Source organism: Photobacterium sp. GB-36 (assembly GCF_003026135.1).
Taxonomy (GTDB): domain Bacteria; phylum Pseudomonadota; class Gammaproteobacteria; order Enterobacterales; family Vibrionaceae; genus Photobacterium.
In genome coordinates this window covers 246745-264435 of sequence record NZ_PYNY01000003.1, presented here as the reverse complement: position 1 = coordinate 264435, position 17691 = coordinate 246745, and the positions used below count along the sequence as shown (strand labels likewise).

Here is a 17691-nt window from a genome sequence, read left to right as displayed (position 1 = left end):
AGGATAAGTAAGGAATATCAATGGATATTATTCTTCTTGGCGTAGTCATGTTCACCTTGATTATCCTGGCTCTAGTTTTAGTAATTCTATTTGCTAAATCTAAGCTAGTACCAACAGGTGACATCACTATTTCAGTAAACGGCGATCCAGAAAAAGCGATCACCACAGGTGCAGGTGGCAAGCTACTAAGTGCTCTAGCGGGTAACGGTATCTTCGTATCATCAGCATGTGGTGGCGGTGGTTCTTGTGGTCAGTGTCGTGTAAAAATTAAATCTGGCGGCGGTGATATTCTGCCAACAGAATTAGATCACATCACCAAAGGTGAAGCACGTGAAGGCGAGCGTCTTGCGTGTCAGGTTAACGTGAAGTCTGATATGGACATCGAATTACCTGAAGAAATTTTTGGTGTGAAGAAGTGGGAATGTTCTGTTATCTCTAACGATAACAAAGCGACCTTCATCAAAGAGCTTAAGCTACAAATTCCAGATGGCGAATCAGTACCTTTCCGTGCTGGTGGTTACATCCAGATTGAAGCACCTGCTCACCATATTAAGTACTCTGACTTTGATGTTCCAGAAGAGTACCGTGAAGACTGGGATAAGTTTAACCTATTCCGTTACGAGTCTAAGGTTGATGAAGATATCATCCGTGCTTACTCAATGGCGAACTACCCTGAAGAGTTCGGTATTATTATGCTAAACGTGCGTATTGCTACGCCGCCGCCTAATAATCCAGACGTACCACCAGGTCAAATGTCATCATTCATTTGGTCACTTAAAGAAGGTGACAAGTGTACGATTTCAGGTCCATTTGGTGAGTTCTTCGCAAAAGATACTGACAATGAGATGGTATTTGTGGGTGGTGGTGCTGGTATGGCGCCAATGCGTTCTCACATCTTTGACCAACTTAAGCGTCTGCACTCTAAGCGTAAGATGTCTTACTGGTACGGTGCGCGTTCTAAGCGTGAAATGTTCTACGTTGAAGATTTCGATATGCTTGCTGCTGAAAACGATAACTTCGTATGGCACTGTGCACTGTCTGATCCACAACCAGAAGATAACTGGGATGGTTACACTGGCTTCATTCATAACGTGCTTTACGAAAACTACTTACGTGATCATGAAGCACCTGAAGACTGTGAATACTACATGTGTGGTCCACCAATGATGAACGCGGCTGTTATCAGCATGCTTAAAGATCTTGGTGTAGAAGATGAAAACATCCTACTTGATGATTTCGGTGGCTAATACATAGCCCTTCGCTCACAATTAAATTGGCTGACCAGTGAATGGTCAGCCTTTTTTCTTACTAACCCTTTTAAACCTGTTTTTTATTGTGGTTATTTATCAATAGTGAGAAGTGATCAGACTAAAAAACAACATGAACGATGGAGTATGAAGTGAAGCGTTTCCTGCTGTGTAGTACGTTGGTGTTATCAACGTTAATGTTGTTGACAGGCTGTGGTGATAGTCGTCAACAGATTGATATTAATGGGCAAACAATGGGGACTTACTATTCAGTAAAACTCATCAAGCAAGAGGGATTACCAAGCCCAGAAGTTATCCAAAAAGAAATTGATAAGCGTTTAGAGCTTGTTAATGATCAAATGTCGACTTATCGTCCTGATTCTGAATTAAGCCAATTTAACCAGCAACAATCTTCTCAACCTTTTGAGGTTTCTGCGGCAACGGCAAAAGTAATTTCTGAAGCATTACGTATTTCTAAGCTAAGTAATGGGGCTTATGATGTGACGGTGGGTCCATTGGTAAACTTGTGGAGTTTTGGTCCTGAAGCTCGCCCAGAATCTACCCCTACAGATAAAGAGATTGCGACTCGAAAAGCCGAAATTGGTTATCAACATTTAGCGGTATTATCGGGTAATAAATTAGTGAAAGATCTGCCTAACCTGTATGTTGACCTTTCATCTATCGCAAAAGGGTATGGCGTTGATGTCGTTGCTGATTATTTAAAAGATGATCTGCATGTTAAAGATTTCATGGTTGATGTCGGCGGTGAAGTTCGCTTACAAGGAAAGAACCGTTCTGATGTGCCATGGCGTATTGCGATTGAAAAACCTGTTGCAAGTGAGAGGGCGGTACAAGATATAATTCAAGCTGGCGATATGGCAATAGCGACATCGGGTGATTATCGTAATTACTTTGAAGAAGATGGAGTGCGTTATTCTCACTTGATCAATCCTCAAACCGGTAAGCCAATTGCTAACCATGTTGTGTCGGTTACAGTTATTGCGCCATCTTGTATGACGGCAGATGCATACGCGACGACTTTTTCTGTTATGGGGGAAGAAGAGTCTATAGCATTAGCCAATAAAGAGAAGTTACCTGTAATGTTGATTGTAAAGACCAAAGATGGCTTCGTTGAATATAAGTCAGATACGTTTGAGCAATACGTTGTTAAAAAATAAATGAGGTAGTCATGGTTATTTACTTAGTCACATTTTCTGTTTTCTTATTAGTGATTGTCGCAATGGCAGTTGGCTATATTTTCCAACGTAAAACCGTAAGTGGCAGCTGTGGGGGATTAGACGGCATTGGTATTGCAAAAGAATGTGATTGCCCTGAGCCGTGTGATGCGCGTAAAAAGCGTGAAGCCCGCGCTGCTCGTGCAGCTGAATGGAAAAAGAATCAAATTATCTAACTGCCTTTGAGCAATTAAATGGCATAAAAAAGCCTGAGCTAACTCAGGCTTTTTTATGCCATTTAATTGCTCACTAACTGATTTCTACCGTTTTTCTTGGCGGTGTAAAGGTTATCGTCAGCTTGTTTAATTAGGCTATCCAGTGTTTTTAAATTTGTTGCTGCACCAATACTTATAGTGATTTTTATCTGCTGATCAAGGTAGGGAATAGTAATTGATTCAATGCGTTGTCGAACAAGTTCTAAGGTTGATAAAAAGCTAGGGAAGTGACCACAATGCTGAATGCAGAACTCTTCTCCGCCAAAGCGGGCAACAATCGATTCTGGAAAGTGAGCATCAATGATTTTACTGATGCTGATGAGTACGGCATCACCACCATCATGGCCATACGTATCGTTAACTTTTTTAAAAAAGTCGATATCAATCATCGCTATATTCAACGACTCATTTTCAGTTTGACAACAGCTATGAGTGAAGAAGTAACGACGATTCCAAAGCCCTGTTAAAGCATCTTGGTTTGCCATCCGATACAGCTTATCAGAGGTATCTTTCATATTTAGAATATGATGAATACGACAGTTAAACTCTTCTTGATTAAAGGGCTTATAGAGAAAATCGTTGGCACCTGCTTTTAGAAACTGCGCCGTCATCGTGCTGTCGTCACTACCAGATAGACCTAATACCGCCATTTTATTTCGACTGTACTCACGTCTGATTTCACGGGTCATAGTAATGCCGTCTTTTTCTGGCATATCGTTATCAGTAATAACTAAGCTTATATCTGGATTATCATCAATGATTTGTAGCGCTTCATTACCGTCAGAGGCTTCATATACCGTGAGGTTCTGTTTTTCTAATAAATGACTGACATGATTTCGTACCATGTCAGAATCATCAACAACGAGTGCTTTATGCTCTAAGTTAGCTTCTAGACGAAGTAATAGTGGTACAAGGTAGGCAACGGAAGCTGCACTATCTTTAAGTAAATAATCTAAAACGCCTTTGGCAAGAACTTTTTCGCGGATAGTTTCATTAAATTGGGCAGTTAAAACGATCGATTTGACCTTGTGGTCTAATACGAGATCGATGATTTCACCATCTTGACCATCCGGAAGGCAATAATCGAGTACAGCACAAAGATAACGTTTTGGGGCGGCTAATAATTTTTTAGCTTGTGATAGGTTTTCGGCAAAAATAGCCTTGAAGCCAGCTTGTTTCAATTGGTCATCAAGATAGTGACGAAATGCGCGGCTATCTTCGACAACAAGTACTTGATGTTGCAAAGTTAACTCCTTTTAGCAATACGCATAATAAATTCGGTGTATATTGATATTTATAACATTAGATGTAATGGGTTGATTATCAAATATTTTATTAGGTTTTATTTTTGTGATCTTGTTGGTGAAATATCAAACTTAATTTGTATTCCTTTTTAGATGAATATTTTTAGTTTTCCAACTATCGTAATTCATAGTTATAATAGCTGTATGTATAAACAGTAACTACGAGTGTCTTTGGTGGCGAATATAACGAAACAAATAGCAGGCCAAAGGAAAATTATTCATGTCGATATGGATTGTTTCTATGCTGCCGTTGAAGCTCGTGATAATCCAGCTTTACGTGATATTCCGATAGCAATTAGTGGCCGCTCGACGCGAGGCGTCGTCAGTACTTGTAATTACTTAGCCCGTAAATATGGTATTCATTCAGCAATGCCAACGGCTCATGCTTTAAAATTATGCCCACACTTAACCTTAGTGCCAGGCAGAATGCAGGTTTATCGTGAAATATCCCAACAGATACGGACTATTTTCTTAAGGTACACGGATAAAATCGAGCCATTATCCTTAGATGAAGCATATTTAGATGTATCTGATTGCGAAATGCTTCATGGCTCTGCGACCTTAATTGCTCAGGATATTCGCCGTGCAATTGAAGAGGAGTTACAGCTCACCGCTTCTGCGGGTGTGGCTCCGGTGAAGTTTATTGCCAAAGTTGCTTCAGATCTGAATAAGCCTAATGGTCAATATGTGGTTACACCTGAAGATGTGGATAGTTTTGTTGCTGAACTAAAACTAGAAAAAATACCTGGGGTAGGAAAGGTAACTATTCAAAAACTCCATGAGAAAGGCTTGTATATTGGTCGTGATGTACAAAATTATGACCGTCATTTACTGCTACAGCAATTTGGCAAATTTGGGCAATCATTATGGTCTCGAGCACACGGTATTGACGAGCGTGAAGTGATTGTTGAACGACAACGAAAGTCGGTTGGGGTAGAGCGTACCTTTAGTCAAAATATTTCAAGTTTTGATCAGTGTTGGCAAGTGGTTGATCAGTTATATCCTGAGCTTGAGCAACGATTACGTAAAGTACGGCCTGAGTTAGATATTGCCAAGCAAGGTATAAAGTTAAAATTTGCAGACTTTCAACAAACTACGGTTGAGCATATTTATCCTAAATTAGATAAAGCGCAATTTATCGATTTATTAAAAGAAGCGATGACCCGACAAAATTCTCGTGAGATACGCTTAATAGGCTTAAGTGTTGGGTTAGAGGTTGGTTTAAAAGCGCAACAGCTTTCTTTTGGTTTTTGATTAGATGAAAACAGAACCTTCTCTGTTGACACATTTATTACAGTGCATATAAAAACGGGCTTAACATGAGATCACGTTAAGCCCGTTTTTGTTATTCCGTAAGTTTATTTTTTAACAGGAATATTTTTAAGTACTGCAATCATTTGATCCCAGAACATTTGAACGGTATCAATTTTCACTTTCTCATCAGGTGAGTGTGGGAACTTGATGGTAGGACCAAATGATAACATGTCCATTTCAGGGTACGGTTCTTTAAATAAGCCACACTCAAGACCTGCGTGGATCACCATGATGTTGGGTTTATTACCATACATCTCTTGGTACATGTCACGGAATACGTGCATGATTTCAGAATCGGCGTCTGGCTTCCAACCTGGATATGTACCAGAAAACTCACATTGTGCGCCTGCTAAGGTTGCTAATGATTGCAACATGCTTTCTACATAGCTACGACCAGAGTCAGTTAAAGAACGGACTAAGCAAAGTACGATCACTTTATCGCTTTCTGTCGTGATAACACCCATATTTAGTGATGTTTCAACAACGCCCTCAATGTCATCGCTCATACGGATAACACCGTTAGGGCAGACGTTTAATACATTGATTAGACGTGTTTGATCTGCCATTACCATTACATCTGTTGGTAGTTCAGCAGATTCAGTAAATAGGTTGATATCTGTTTCTACATGACCAAGCTCAGCACTTAGTAGCGTTTTGTAATGAGCGAATAATGTATTTAGTTGATCAACATGTTTAGCTGGTAGGGTAACAATCGCAGACGCTTCACGAGGAATTGCGTTACGTAGGCTACCGCCTGTGAAGTTGTTAATACGTAAGCCAAGATCGTCTGCATGAGAGACTAAAAAGCGAGCCAGTAATTTGTTTGCGTTGCCACGGCCAGTATGAATATCACAACCAGAGTGACCGCCTTTTAAGCCCTTTAGGACTAATTTAATTGCTTGGTGATCTGCTGGTGTTGCTTCACGCTTTATATCAAGTGTGATTGCGCCGTCTACACCGCCAGCACAACCCATGTAGACTTCGCCTTCTTGCTCAGAGTCAGTGTTTAGTAGAATGTCACCTTCTAACCAACCTTCTTTAAGACCAAAAGCACCGGTCATGCCAGCTTCTTCATCAATAGTAAGTAGTACTTCTAATGGGCCATGTTCGATATCTTTAGCAGCCAGTACCGCAAGACAGCTTGCCATACCCATACCGTTATCAGCACCTAATGTTGTACCTTTTGCCGTTACCCATTCACCGTCAATGAAAGGTTGGATAGGATCTGTTGTGAAGTCGTGAACGGTTTCTTCATTTTTCTGTGGAACCATGTCGATGTGCGCTTGAAGTACCACACCTTTACGGTTTTCCATGCCTGCTGTTGCTGGCTTTTTAATAATGACGTTACCTGTTTCATCACGGCGAACATCTAAGCCTTCTTTTTTAGCAAACGCAATGATGAATTGTGCTAATTGTTCTTCATATTTAGAAGGATGAGGGATCGAACAAATTTGATCGAAAAATTGCCATACAGCTTGAGGAGATAGTTGACTGATTTCAGACACGGAAGCCTACCTTTATAGAATTTTGGTCCAGTGACACTTGTCAGGCTATTAGCCGTCAAATGACATATATAAGTAGCGATTTACTCCATCGCATTTTTTTTAGCATATCATTCAGACTTCGGTGGAGGTAGAGAAAAAAGTAAAATCTTAAACCACGAATACGATAATGAATAAGTATTAACGGCGCTTGACTTGTATACATTGAGCTGATGATTACGTAATTATTTCTTATATTTATTTTCTTGATCATAAAGCAAGATTTAACCGATCAAAATTGAAAAAAATTACATCAAAATTGGTTTAACAATGTTTTTTTGTAAAAAGTGTGACGAGGTTAAAGGAAATGCTTGAAAGTAAATTACGTAATGGTTATGATTTAGACAGTCTCATAAAGGTATGAGAAAACACTGTACACGTTCAGGATGAACCCGAGATATCGCCTCCATGGAACCGAGATAAGTGCGACCACGATGGTCTTTCCCCTCCAAGGATTAAGCGCATAAATATTTATGTGGTTAATTTGGATTACTTATTTATAAGGTGATTTAAAATGAAAATTTTTGATTCAATTACACACTTTTGGAATAACCGCTCTGTATATACAGGTAACTTTACTTACCCTAATTACTTTGGTTATTAAGAATTTTGTTATCTAGTTGCTGACTAGTTAGCCGAACAGCTTGTTCACCCCCTAACTTGAGAATACTAAATAATCGTGAGCGATTATTTGCAACATTCGCCGCCGCTTCGCTTTGAAGCGGCGTTTTTTTACCTTTAAATCGTCATAACAAGTTAGTCACACATCGCGATGTGATCCTTAGTACGTTTTATTGCTGTAGATCTCATAAATATAAAATAGATGAAATATATTAATTTGGCATATTTTAGCTAATGCATTGATTTTATATTGCTAATTATCTGTTCTTAAAAGCCAAAAAAACAAAATTAAATTTATTAGTCTTAGTTTTGTGCATTTACTCGATATTTTCTGGAAATTGATAGATCTGATGTTTATAATCGCGCTCGAATTGAGAACGCAAACGTTTTCTTTTGCTTAATACTAACGTGTCAATCTCCAAGGAACAGAGAAACATGCTTGAGAAGTTATTTAAACTAAAGGAACACGGCACAACTGTGCGAACGGAGTTGCTTGCTGGCTTAACGACATTCCTGACCATGGCTTACATCATTTTTGTAAACCCTACTATGCTATCCAGTACGGGAATGGATAAAGGTGCAGTATTTGTTGCAACCTGTTTAGCTGCGATGATCGGTTGTTTTGTGATGGGATTTTTTGCTAACTATCCTGTCGCACAAGCACCAGGCATGGGCTTAAATGCCTTCTTTACTTATACCGTTGTGCTAGGCATGGGGTATACATGGCAAGTTGCGTTAGCCGCTGTTTTCTTATCAGGTTTGTGTTTTATTGCGTTAAGTTTATTAAAAGTACGGGAATGGATCATTAACTCCATACCAATGGCGCTGCGAACCGGAATTTCTGCAGGTATAGGTTTATTCCTTGCCTTCATTGCATTACAGAGTTCAGGCATTGTCGTAGATAACCCTGCGACGTTAGTACAAGTAGGCGATCTAACTAGTTTTCCTGTTGTGATGGCAGCACTTGGTTTCTTTCTAACCATAGCGCTTGTTCATCGTGGCTTTAAAGCTGCAGTCTTGATTGCAATCTTAATTGTTACTGGGTTGAGTATTGCATTTGGTGAAGTGACTTATGGCGGCATTATGTCAATGCCACCAAGCATTGCACCAACCTTTATGCAATTAGATTTTTCGGGGGCAATGGAAGTTGGCCTGATTTCAATTGTGTTTGCTTTCTTGTTTGTCGATTTATTTGATACCGCAGGTACGCTTGTCGGTGTTGCGACAAAAGCAAACTTAATCGGTGAAGATGGCAAGTTGCCACGCTTAAATCGCGCGTTACTTGCAGATAGTACAGCAACCTCTGTTGGTGCCTTATTGGGTACATCGAATACCACTTCTTTTGTCGAGAGTGTGTCCGGTGTCGCAGTCGGAGGTCGTACCGGTCTTACTGCGGTAACGGTTGGTGTATTATTCTTACTCGCTCTATTTTTTGCTCCATTAGCTGGCATGGTACCTGCCTACGCAACGGCTGGTGCATTATTCTACGTCGCGATTTTGATGATGTCGGGGTTAGTGGCAATTGATTGGCGTGATCTAACAGAAGCTGCACCGGTTGTTGTGGTTTGTTTGTTGATGCCTTTAACTTATTCTATCGCTGAAGGTATTGGCCTTGGTTTTATCACTTATGCTGCGGTTAAAGCAATGAGTGGTAAGGGGCGTGATGTAAATATCAGTGTTTGGGTTATTTCAGCATTGTTCCTTGCAAAAATAATTTTTCTTTAAGTTTTAGATTTCATAAAGCTTTATCTATTTAGGGCGATTTAACATCGTTGATCCAGAGGTTCTTTATCTATGAGTAATAAATTCATCATCACTTGGGATAACATGCAAACTTACACTCGTCAGCTAGCTGAAAAGTTGCTACCTGCTGAGCAGTGGACAGGTATTATTGCTGTTAGCCGTGGCGGTCTTGTTCCTGCTGCTATTTTGGCGCGTGAACTGGGTATCCGTCATGTAGATACCGTATGTATCTCAAGCTACGATCATGATCACCAACGTGATATGCGTGTGATCAAGAAAGCAGAAGGTGATGGTGAAGGCTTTATTATTGTTGATGATTTAGTCGACACGGGCGGTACTGCTGAAAAAATTCGTGAACTGTACCCACGTGGTAAATTTGTAACAGTATGCGCAAAACCTGCAGGTCAACATTTAGTTGATGATTACGTTGTTGATATCCCACAAGAAACGTGGATTGAACAACCGTGGGATATGGCAGTAACGTTTGTCGATCCAATCGCTAAGCGATAAGCATTCTCCCTTTATCAAGGTTTATTGCTTTGCTGCTGTAAACTAAGATTGATTAATAAGACGCCGATAAGGCGTCTTTTTTTGTTTTAAATCGACATACGTAAGTGATTTTGGGTATATCATCACTACACATCATCAAGACCACGTGGAGAGTGCCGTGTCTGAGCCATCCCCTGAAAATTTGTCCGAAAAGTTATTTGCCCCAAGACCAACCTCTAAAGAGACATCGAATTTGGTTAAAATTGCTCATGTGCGTAGTGGGCGAGTGAACAATGCGCTGGATGGTGAGAGTAAGGCTAGCTGGTACCGTGTTTTACGTCGCCCACAATGGATTTGGCAGGGCGTCGATCCGATAGAGCTTGAAGCGGTACTTGCTCGTATTGCGGGTGCTAAATCTCCACGTACGAGTGAACATTTACTGGATACGGTGATTGGCTATAAGCCAGGTAACTGGACATATGAATGGGCTCAATTGGGCGCAAGCTATCAAAAGCAAGCACGTCTTCTATTAAATGAAGGTGAGAAACTTAAAGCTTCTGAGTTGTTATTAAAAGCCAGCACGCATTACAGTATTGCCGCGTATCCGTATATCAAAGGCGATCAATTGGCTGATCAAGCAGAATTGCAAGCCAATCAAAGTTATCGTGAAGCGATAGAATTACGCCCGCATGATATGCGAACGATTAGTGTCAAGTATGAAGGTAAAACCTTTGAAGCCTTCATTCATTTGCCTCGTACCGATAAACTATTACCGACAGTGATCGTTAGCGGTGGATTAGATACATTGCAATGCGATTTATGGCGCTTATATGAAGATTATTTAGGGCCGGCAGGTTATGCGATGGTCACACTGGATATGCCATCTGTCGGTCATTGTGATCGTTGGAACTTAACGGAAGATACCAGTCGACTTCATCAAGCGTTATTACAGCAGATACGTGATGTCCCTTGGGTCGATCACCATAAAGTTGCAATGCTAGGGTTACGAATGGGCGGTAATGCAGCTATTCGTTTAGGTTTTATGGAGCCAACACGTTTAAAAACCTGTATTAGCTTGGGCGGCGCGATTCATAGCGTGTTGACCCAACCTAAGATGATTGAGCAGATCCCTCGGATGTATCTTGATGTGTTAGCATCTCGAATGGGTAAAAATGGTCAATCAGAAACGAGCATCATTTCTCATCTTCCGGCATGGTCGTTAAAGCATCAAGGAATTTTGGGGCGCCGACGTATTGATATGCCAATGCTGGGAATAAGTTTAAAAAATGATCCTGTATGCCCTGAAAGTGATAATCAGTTAATTGCGCTGTCCAGTTATGGTGGTAAAGCGATAACGTTACCAGAAAAGCCTATTCATGATGGCTACCACCGTTCATTAACGACTGTAGTTGAATGGTTAAATGAGCAGTTAAGGTAATAAAAGTAGACAATTATTTGGCTCTAATGGTTAAGGTGGAGACAAAACCTTGACGGTATGCAGTGAGGATATCGAACTTTATTTTATACCACTATGATATTGTTAATAAAATTTCGTATCTTCACTAGCATTTTATCCATATTCAACCATAATATATAAATACTGATAGCTATCATGTTGCACATAAACAACGTGATTAAAAAACGTTAGTAAACGTATATTATTTTGAGTATTAGCATACTCATCACTGCAGTTGACTATGGATGGATTTGCAATGACTTCGACAACTCTTTTTCCGCCTCATGGGCGTTTAATAACAAAATTAACTGCGCTGGGTCCTTACTTACGTGAGAAAAAATCAAAAGAAGGTCAGTTCTTTTTTGATTGTTTAGCCAGTTGTGTTAATGCTGATAAAGAGCCCGAACAACGTGAATTTTGGGGCTGGTGGTTAATTTTAACAGTAACCGATAATGGTTATGAATATTGCTATGATTTTGGCCGTTTTGATTTAAATGGTGAGTGGAGTAATGGAAAGTTACCCGCAAAGCATAAAGATGCGGTGATGAAAACATTATTAGATTTTCACCGTAAGTTGACGCCATTTATTGTTGATGAATGCCAATTAACCTTATCTCCATCTTCAGAACTCACACAAACACCGCTTACTGAGCTAGCATAAATAATTTGCTCTCAATTTATAAAACCCATCCAATGAAGTGATGGGTTTTTTTGTATCTTTTTTTTACATCTTGTTGCCTAAGATAACCGAATTTAGCGGCTTAAATATAATTTTGTGTGATTTGTAAGCGTTTCAGTTGTTTAACTAAATATTTGCGCACTTATATGTATTTAGTCATTGTTTTTCTCTTGTGCTTTATTAGCAGTATTGATAAAACAAAGTACATATTATTTCTTTCTATTTTGTTTGATCCCCATGGCAGATACCAAAAATACTAATGCTCGAGAGCAAGACCTTGCAGCATCTGCTGCATCACAAACAATTGTTGTTAAGTTGGGCACCAGTGTTCTTACTGGCGGTACGCTGAAGTTAGATCGCGCCCATATGGTTGAGCTTGTCCGTCAATGTGCGATGCTTCGTCGTCAAGGACATAAAATTATTATTGTCACATCTGGTGCAATTGCAGCAGGACGTGAGCATTTAGGTTACCCTGAACTGCCCAAAACAATGGCAAGTAAGCAATTACTGGCTGCGGTTGGTCAAGGTCGCTTAATTCAAGAGTGGGAAATCTTATTTGGTATCTATGGGATCAATATCGGTCAAATGCTATTAACGCGTGCAGATTTAAACGATCGGGAACGTTATTTAAATGCGCGTGATATGTTAGTTGCCTTGCTGGATAACGGTATTGTTCCTGTTGTGAATGAAAATGATGCGGTAGCGACAACAGAAATTAAAGTGGGTGATAACGATAACTTATCCGCACTTGTCGGTATTTTAGGTGGCGCAGATAAACTGTTATTAATGACAGATCAACCAGGTCTATTTACCGCCGATCCTCGTAGTAATCCTGATGCAGAGCTTATCCGTGAAGTACATACTATTGATGAAACACTGCGTAAATTAGCGGGTGGCACTGTGGGTGGTTTAGGTACAGGCGGCATGGCAACAAAACTACAGGCAGCAGATGTGGCTCGTCGAGCTGGTATTGAAGTGATCATCGCTGCTGGTCGTCGTCCTGATGTCATTATTGATTTAGCGGAAGGTAAATCTGTTGGTACGCGTTTCTTACCGCTGGAATCCCCATTAGAAAGCCGTAAGCGTTGGATTTTAGCTGGGCCTCCTCCAGCCGGTGACATTGTTATTGATGATGGCGCTGTCATTGCTGTGCAACAACGTGGGAGTAGTTTACTTGCGAAAGGGATCACCATGGTAAAAGGTGATTTTGAACGCGGTGAAGTGGTGCGTATCTTTGATAAACAAAATAACCTATTAGCACGTGGTATTTGCCGCTACTCGAGTGTAGATATGGCAAAAATTGCAGGAAAGCATAGCCAAGAAATCCACCTTGTGTTGGGTTACGAACATGGTCACGTGGCTATCCATCGTGATGATATGGTAGTTATTTAAAAACGACATGTATGTATAAATACAGAGAAGTATTGGCATCACGACAAGGATTAATAGAGGAATTATTGTGAATCTTGAATTAATGGGACAAGCGGCACAACAGGCTGCTTTCGAGTTAGCAACAACGGCAACTGCAGTTAAAAATAATGCTTTAGCGATTATTGCTGATGAATTAGAAAGTAATAAAGACATTATCTTAGCAGCGAACAAACAAGATATTGATGCCGCACTTGAATCAGGTATGTCTGATGCATTAGTCGATCGCTTATTACTAAATGAATCACGATTAGCGGGTATTGCAAATGATGTGCGTAATGTGATTAATCTTAATGATCCTGTTGGTGCAGAGCTTGATAGCCGCGTACTTGAAAATGGTATGCGTTTAAGCCGTCGTCGCGTTCCATTAGGGGTTGTTGGTGTGATCTATGAAGCGCGTCCGAATGTTACGATTGATATTGCGGCATTATGCCTAAAAACAGGTAACGCTAGCATCCTTCGTGGTGGTCGCGAGACATTCCACTCCAATATGGCACTGGTAAAAGTGATTCAAGTGGCATTGGAAAAAGCAGGACTACCAGCCGCTTCTGTACAGTACATAGAGCAACCCGATCGCGAACTTGTTTCACAACTGCTTAAGCTTGATCAATACGTAGATATGATCATTCCTCGTGGTGGTGCGGGTTTACATAAAATGTGTAAAGAAAACAGCACTATTCCTGTGATTATCGGCGGTTTTGGTATTAGCCATATTTATGTTGATGAAAGTGCCGATCTTACTCGTTCTTTAGATGTGGTTGAAAATGCCAAAGTACAGCGTCCATCGGCCTGTAATGCGTTAGATACCTTACTTGTAAATGAGAAAGTAGCAGAAGCCTTCTTATCACGTTTAGTTGAGCGTATGAACAAAGCCAAGGTAGCACTGGTTGCTGATGAAGCAGCCTATAATCTACTTGAAGGTAAAGCGTCTTCTCTGCGCAAGATAGCAGAAGGTGACTTTGATACTGAATGGTTAAGCTACACCTTAGGTATTAAGGTGGTAAACGATGTGGATGAAGCCATTTTCCATATGCGTAAGCACAATGCGAGCCATTCCGATTCAATCTTAACTAATAACCTGCAGTCGGCAGAACGTTTTGTTAATGCGGCAGGCTCGGCGGCTGTTTATGTGAATGCGTCTACACGTTTTACTGACGGTGCGCAATTTGGTTTAGGTGCGGAAGTTGCGGTATCAACCCAGAAACTGCATGCTCGTGGCCCAATGGGTTTAGAAGAGCTGACGAGTTATAAGTGGGTGGGTGTTGCTGATTACTTAAGCCGTGCTTAATCGTTAAATAAAATGTAAAAAGCTGCCGGCTAGTAATCACTAATTGGCAGCTTTTTTTATGCCAGTAATTTTTGATTTTTTCTTATTCTTTGTCGTCTTTTTTATCTTGAGATACAGGATTTTCTTGCTTACTGAGAGGGTGTTTGTCGTCAAACAGTTTGTGTTTTTTCTGCATCTCAATCTTCATATAAGCGGTATATTTTAGCGCTGCAATGTTGCTAGCGATGACGGCAACAATAATAAAAGAGATCACCCAAGGGTTAAAAAGCCATTCCATATTAGCCTCACTAATTTAGTGATAGAGTATTTTCAGGATAACACTTTTATCGATCATTTAGCTTATATATTAGTCATTAATGGCAATAAAAAAGCAGCCACATATTTCACTTCTTACGTGCAATACGTTAGCTGCTTTGAGTATTGAATGCGTTTATTATTACAGTGCTTTTTCTAATACTTTTTGGTACATGTCGGTTAGCTTTTCAAGATCTGCGACTTTTACACACTCATTCACTTTGTGAATAGTGGCATTTACAGGGCCTAACTCAACCACTTGCGCACCGGTACGAGCGATAAATCGACCATCCGATGTACCACCGGTAGTAAGAAGTTCAGGTTGCTGGTGGTTTACTTCTTCAATCGCTGCAACAACCGCTTCGACTAGCGTACCTTTATCGGTAAGGAATGGATGACCGCTTAATGTCCATTTTAAGTCGTAATCTAAACCATGGGCATCTAATACTGAATGTACACGACGCTTTATTTCTTCATCCGTTAATTCAGTACTAAAGCGGAAGTTAAATTGCACTTCAAATTCTCCAGGGATCACATTCGATGCGCCCGTGCCTGCGGCAACATTTGGGATCTGGAAACTGGTCGGTGGGAAATATGCATTGCCGTTATCCCATGTGGTGGCAGCAAGCTCAGCGAGGGCTGGTAATGCTTTGTGAATGGGATTATTGGCAAGGTGTGGATAGGCAACGTGCCCTTGAATACCTTTTACGGTTAAATCACCGGTAATTGAGCCACGACGTCCGTTTTTAACAACGTCTCCAACGTGGTGAGTACTTGAAGGCTCACCGACAATACACATATCGATTTTTTCATTACGGGCTTCAAGGGTATCAACTACACGGGTTGTACCATTGATAAATGGCCCTTCTTCATCAGAGGTGATGAGCAGGGCAATTGAGCCTTTGTGATCTGGGTTTTCTGCGATGAAACGCTCAATGGCAACAATCATACATGCTAGAGAGCCTTTCATATCAGCGGCGCCACGGCCGTGAAGGTAGCCATCGATAATCGTTGGTTCAAACGGTGGCGTGTGCCATTGCTCTACTGGACCTGACGGTACCACATCGGTGTGACCAGCGAAAACAAACAGTGGAGCTTGGGTACCACGGCGAGCCCAAAGGTTGGTGGTATCTTCAAATACCATGGTTTCGATAATAAAGCCTAATTGCTCAAGACGAGCGATCATTACATCTTGGCAGCCTGCATCTTCAGGAGTAACAGATGGGCGACTCATTAAATCTTTAGCAAGCGCAATAACTGGGCTATCAGACATCCTTGTATCCTTGTTATTGTTGATGGAAAATTTCTTGGTATTGAGCAGGTTTAAAACCTAAGTAGTACGCATCATTGTGTACTAATAGCGGACGTTTGATCATTGCTGGTTGCTCTAACATTAGGGCTAAGGCATTGTCGCGGTTTAAGCTATTTTTTTGCTCATCAGTCAGTTGACGGTAAGTCGTTCCACGTTTATTAAGCATGGCTTCCCAACCAAGTGCTGTTTCAAACGTTTCGAGTTGAGCGCGATCTAAGCCATCAACACGGTAATCATGGAAAGTGTATTCGATATTTTCTGCTTCTAACCACTTTTTCATTTTCTTGATAGTGTCGCAGTTTTTGATGCCGTAGGCTGTAGTACTCATAAAAGATCTGACTTGATTATATTTTAATGGATAGTCTTTTATAACGAGATTACACAATGACCGCAAGTGTTGTTGTTTGTGAGCTGATTGTAAGAGATTGAGAACGGTATTGTTAACAAAAACAATAATGCTTTTTTATTTTTCTATTTAATAGAAGTAAAGATAAAGCGGGCTTGATCAAACTCAACATAAATATTTTCCACTGCTTAATAATATGTGGAATATTTTATGGAGGCCTCAATGGAACTGAATCCGGTTTTTGCCCGTCGACTTTATTTAGCATTGTTAGTAGAAAATACAGAGAGACCTAATGTCCCTCGTTTGGTTGAGCAAACAGGCTGGCCGCGTCGCACTATTCAAGATGTATTAAAAGCGCTACCTAGCATCGGTATTGAGCTTGCTTTCATTCAAGATGGTCGCCGTCATAATGATGGTTACTATACGCTGAGTGATTGGGGACCATTTGATTTGGAATGGATCAAAGAAAAAGAACCCTACTTATTAGCGGCGTTATCCTAAAATTAAAACGCATAAGACGTCACGTGTTATGCGTTTTTAATAGGATATTATTGGCCTTGGGCTTCAAGGTATAGAATAGTGGCGGCTGTACGGGATTTTACTTGTAGCTTTTTGAGTAAACTTTTCATATGAACTTTAACCGTCGCTTCTGAGATAAAAAGCTGTTCGGCTATTTGGCGATTACGTTGACCTTTTGCCACTTCTTGTAATATTTGCGTCTCACGGTCTGTTAATTGAGACAAAATATTCGTAGGGGTATGTGGTGAATCAAGGCACTCTTTTACGATATCACTATAGGCTTTACCACCACATAACGCTGATTTTAGTTGTTCGATTAATTCATCAGGCTCAGTATCTTTGAGTAAATAACCGTCAGCGCCAGCATTGAGTACTGTTTTAATATCGCTTCGACTATCAGAGACAGTTAATATAACAATACAGGCAAGTATTCCTTCATCACGCATCGCTATTAGCGTATCAAGACCGGACAATCCCTTCATATTTAAATCGAGTAAGATCAAATCTGGTGATTTTTCATGGGCGAGTGCGATAGCATCATTACCATTGCTGGCTTCACCTACTAATTGGAAGTCTGATTCAATACTTAATAGTTGGCTTATCCCTCGACGCATGAGAGGGTGATCATCTACAATCATAACTTTCCAGCATGTCATCGTG

17 protein-coding genes are annotated in these 17691 nt (G+C 40.5%); 11 read left to right on the top strand and 6 right to left on the bottom strand.

The features are described from left to right. The first annotated feature begins 20 nt into the window (after positions 1-20). From nqrF to nqrM, 3 genes are all read left to right on the top strand, one after another. Entirely contained in the window at positions 21-1247 is a 1227-nt protein-coding gene (gene nqrF, locus C9J46_RS04595; RefSeq protein WP_107205436.1) for an NADH:ubiquinone reductase (Na(+)-transporting) subunit F, read from the top strand. Between the two features lie 152 nt (positions 1248-1399). Next, on the top strand, positions 1400-2425 hold the full coding sequence (locus C9J46_RS04590; protein WP_198038429.1) for an FAD:protein FMN transferase: 1026 nt from the start codon (positions 1400-1402) through the stop codon (positions 2423-2425). An 11-nt stretch (positions 2426-2436) separates the two neighbouring features. Then, the gene (gene nqrM / locus C9J46_RS04585) at positions 2437-2658 is read left to right on the top strand and encodes a (Na+)-NQR maturation NqrM (RefSeq protein ID WP_105060759.1); all 222 of its coding nucleotides are present in this window, start codon (positions 2437-2439) and stop codon (positions 2656-2658) included. A gap of 62 nt (positions 2659-2720) precedes the next feature. Here the strand turns inward: nqrM and C9J46_RS04580 are convergent, their stop codons facing one another. Further along, complete coding sequence (locus tag C9J46_RS04580) at positions 2721-3941, bottom strand: response regulator (protein ID WP_107290596.1); 1221 nt, start codon at positions 3939-3941, stop codon at positions 2721-2723. 243 nt (positions 3942-4184) lie between these two features. Between C9J46_RS04580 and dinB the strand changes: the two genes are divergently transcribed. Next, on the top strand, positions 4185-5255 hold the full coding sequence (dinB, locus tag C9J46_RS04575; RefSeq protein WP_255418990.1) for a DNA polymerase IV: 1071 nt from the start codon (positions 4185-4187) through the stop codon (positions 5253-5255). A 104-nt stretch (positions 5256-5359) separates the two neighbouring features. Here the strand turns inward: dinB and C9J46_RS04570 are convergent, their stop codons facing one another. Next, positions 5360-6820 (bottom strand): aminoacyl-histidine dipeptidase, encoded by a 1461-nt coding sequence (locus C9J46_RS04570; protein WP_107290595.1) that lies wholly within the window; start codon positions 6818-6820, stop codon positions 5360-5362. Positions 6821-7912: 1092 nt separating this feature from the next. On the opposite strand from C9J46_RS04570, the gene C9J46_RS04565 reads away from it, so the two are divergent. The 6 genes from C9J46_RS04565 (at position 7913) to C9J46_RS04540 (ending at position 14560) form a co-directional block, all read left to right on the top strand. Then, on the top strand, positions 7913-9202 hold the full coding sequence (locus tag C9J46_RS04565; RefSeq protein ID WP_107205441.1) for an NCS2 family permease: 1290 nt from the start codon (positions 7913-7915) through the stop codon (positions 9200-9202). 69 nt (positions 9203-9271) lie between these two features. Continuing rightward, positions 9272-9730: a xanthine phosphoribosyltransferase gene (gene gpt, locus C9J46_RS04560; RefSeq protein ID WP_107205442.1), complete on the top strand. Its 459-nt coding sequence runs from the start codon at positions 9272-9274 to the stop codon at positions 9728-9730. A 157-nt stretch (positions 9731-9887) separates the two neighbouring features. Continuing rightward, positions 9888-11147, top strand: a complete 1260-nt coding sequence (frsA, locus tag C9J46_RS04555; RefSeq protein ID WP_107205443.1) for an esterase FrsA — start codon at positions 9888-9890, stop codon at positions 11145-11147. A 274-nt stretch (positions 11148-11421) separates the two neighbouring features. Next, complete coding sequence (gene crl / locus C9J46_RS04550) at positions 11422-11826, top strand: sigma factor-binding protein Crl (RefSeq protein ID WP_107205444.1); 405 nt, start codon at positions 11422-11424, stop codon at positions 11824-11826. A 255-nt stretch (positions 11827-12081) separates the two neighbouring features. Next, on the top strand, positions 12082-13236 hold the full coding sequence (gene proB, locus C9J46_RS04545; RefSeq protein ID WP_107205445.1) for a glutamate 5-kinase: 1155 nt from the start codon (positions 12082-12084) through the stop codon (positions 13234-13236). Between the two features lie 82 nt (positions 13237-13318). After that, complete coding sequence (locus C9J46_RS04540; RefSeq protein WP_107205446.1) at positions 13319-14560, top strand: glutamate-5-semialdehyde dehydrogenase; 1242 nt, start codon at positions 13319-13321, stop codon at positions 14558-14560. 82 nt (positions 14561-14642) lie between these two features. On the opposite strand, the gene C9J46_RS04535 is transcribed toward C9J46_RS04540, so the two are convergent. The 3 genes from C9J46_RS04535 to C9J46_RS04525 all read right to left on the bottom strand — a co-directional run bounded on the left by C9J46_RS04535 (position 14643) and on the right by C9J46_RS04525 (position 16494). Further along, positions 14643-14837, bottom strand: a complete 195-nt coding sequence (locus C9J46_RS04535) for a DUF2897 family protein (protein ID WP_107205447.1) — start codon at positions 14835-14837, stop codon at positions 14643-14645. Positions 14838-14996: 159 nt separating this feature from the next. After that, positions 14997-16127: a succinyl-diaminopimelate desuccinylase gene (gene dapE / locus C9J46_RS04530; RefSeq protein WP_107205448.1), complete on the bottom strand. Its 1131-nt coding sequence runs from the start codon at positions 16125-16127 to the stop codon at positions 14997-14999. Between the two features lie 13 nt (positions 16128-16140). Continuing rightward, a complete protein-coding gene (locus C9J46_RS04525) occupies positions 16141-16494 on the bottom strand; it encodes an ArsC family reductase (RefSeq protein WP_005370164.1) in 354 nt (117 codons plus the stop codon). A 240-nt stretch (positions 16495-16734) separates the two neighbouring features. Between C9J46_RS04525 and C9J46_RS04520 the strand changes: the two genes are divergently transcribed. Further along, complete coding sequence (locus tag C9J46_RS04520; protein ID WP_107205449.1) at positions 16735-17013, top strand: helix-turn-helix domain-containing protein; 279 nt, start codon at positions 16735-16737, stop codon at positions 17011-17013. 47 nt (positions 17014-17060) lie between these two features. Here the strand turns inward: C9J46_RS04520 and C9J46_RS04515 are convergent, their stop codons facing one another. Further along, entirely contained in the window at positions 17061-17687 is a 627-nt protein-coding gene (locus C9J46_RS04515; RefSeq protein ID WP_107205450.1) for a response regulator, read from the bottom strand. Between the last annotated feature and the right edge of the window lie 4 nt (positions 17688-17691).

Coding starts and splice junctions, on each gene's coding strand:
- C9J46_RS04540 (WP_107205446.1), top strand. CDS start 13,319: ATGGGACAAGCGGCACAACAGGCTGCTTTCGAGTTAGCAACAACGGCA.
- C9J46_RS04565 (WP_107205441.1), top strand. CDS start 7,913: ATGCTTGAGAAGTTATTTAAACTAAAGGAACACGGCACAACTGTGCGA.
- nqrM (WP_105060759.1), top strand. CDS start 2,437: ATGGTTATTTACTTAGTCACATTTTCTGTTTTCTTATTAGTGATTGTC.
- crl (WP_107205444.1), top strand. CDS start 11,422: ATGACTTCGACAACTCTTTTTCCGCCTCATGGGCGTTTAATAACAAAA.
- C9J46_RS04515 (WP_107205450.1), bottom strand. CDS start 17,687: ATGACATGCTGGAAAGTTATGATTGTAGATGATCACCCTCTCATGCGT.
- gpt (WP_107205442.1), top strand. CDS start 9,272: ATGAGTAATAAATTCATCATCACTTGGGATAACATGCAAACTTACACT.
- C9J46_RS04520 (WP_107205449.1), top strand. CDS start 16,735: ATGGAACTGAATCCGGTTTTTGCCCGTCGACTTTATTTAGCATTGTTA.
- proB (WP_107205445.1), top strand. CDS start 12,082: ATGGCAGATACCAAAAATACTAATGCTCGAGAGCAAGACCTTGCAGCA.
- nqrF (WP_107205436.1), top strand. CDS start 21: ATGGATATTATTCTTCTTGGCGTAGTCATGTTCACCTTGATTATCCTG.
- dapE (WP_107205448.1), bottom strand. CDS start 16,127: ATGTCTGATAGCCCAGTTATTGCGCTTGCTAAAGATTTAATGAGTCGC.
- C9J46_RS04525 (WP_005370164.1), bottom strand. CDS start 16,494: ATGAGTACTACAGCCTACGGCATCAAAAACTGCGACACTATCAAGAAA.
- C9J46_RS04535 (WP_107205447.1), bottom strand. CDS start 14,837: ATGGAATGGCTTTTTAACCCTTGGGTGATCTCTTTTATTATTGTTGCC.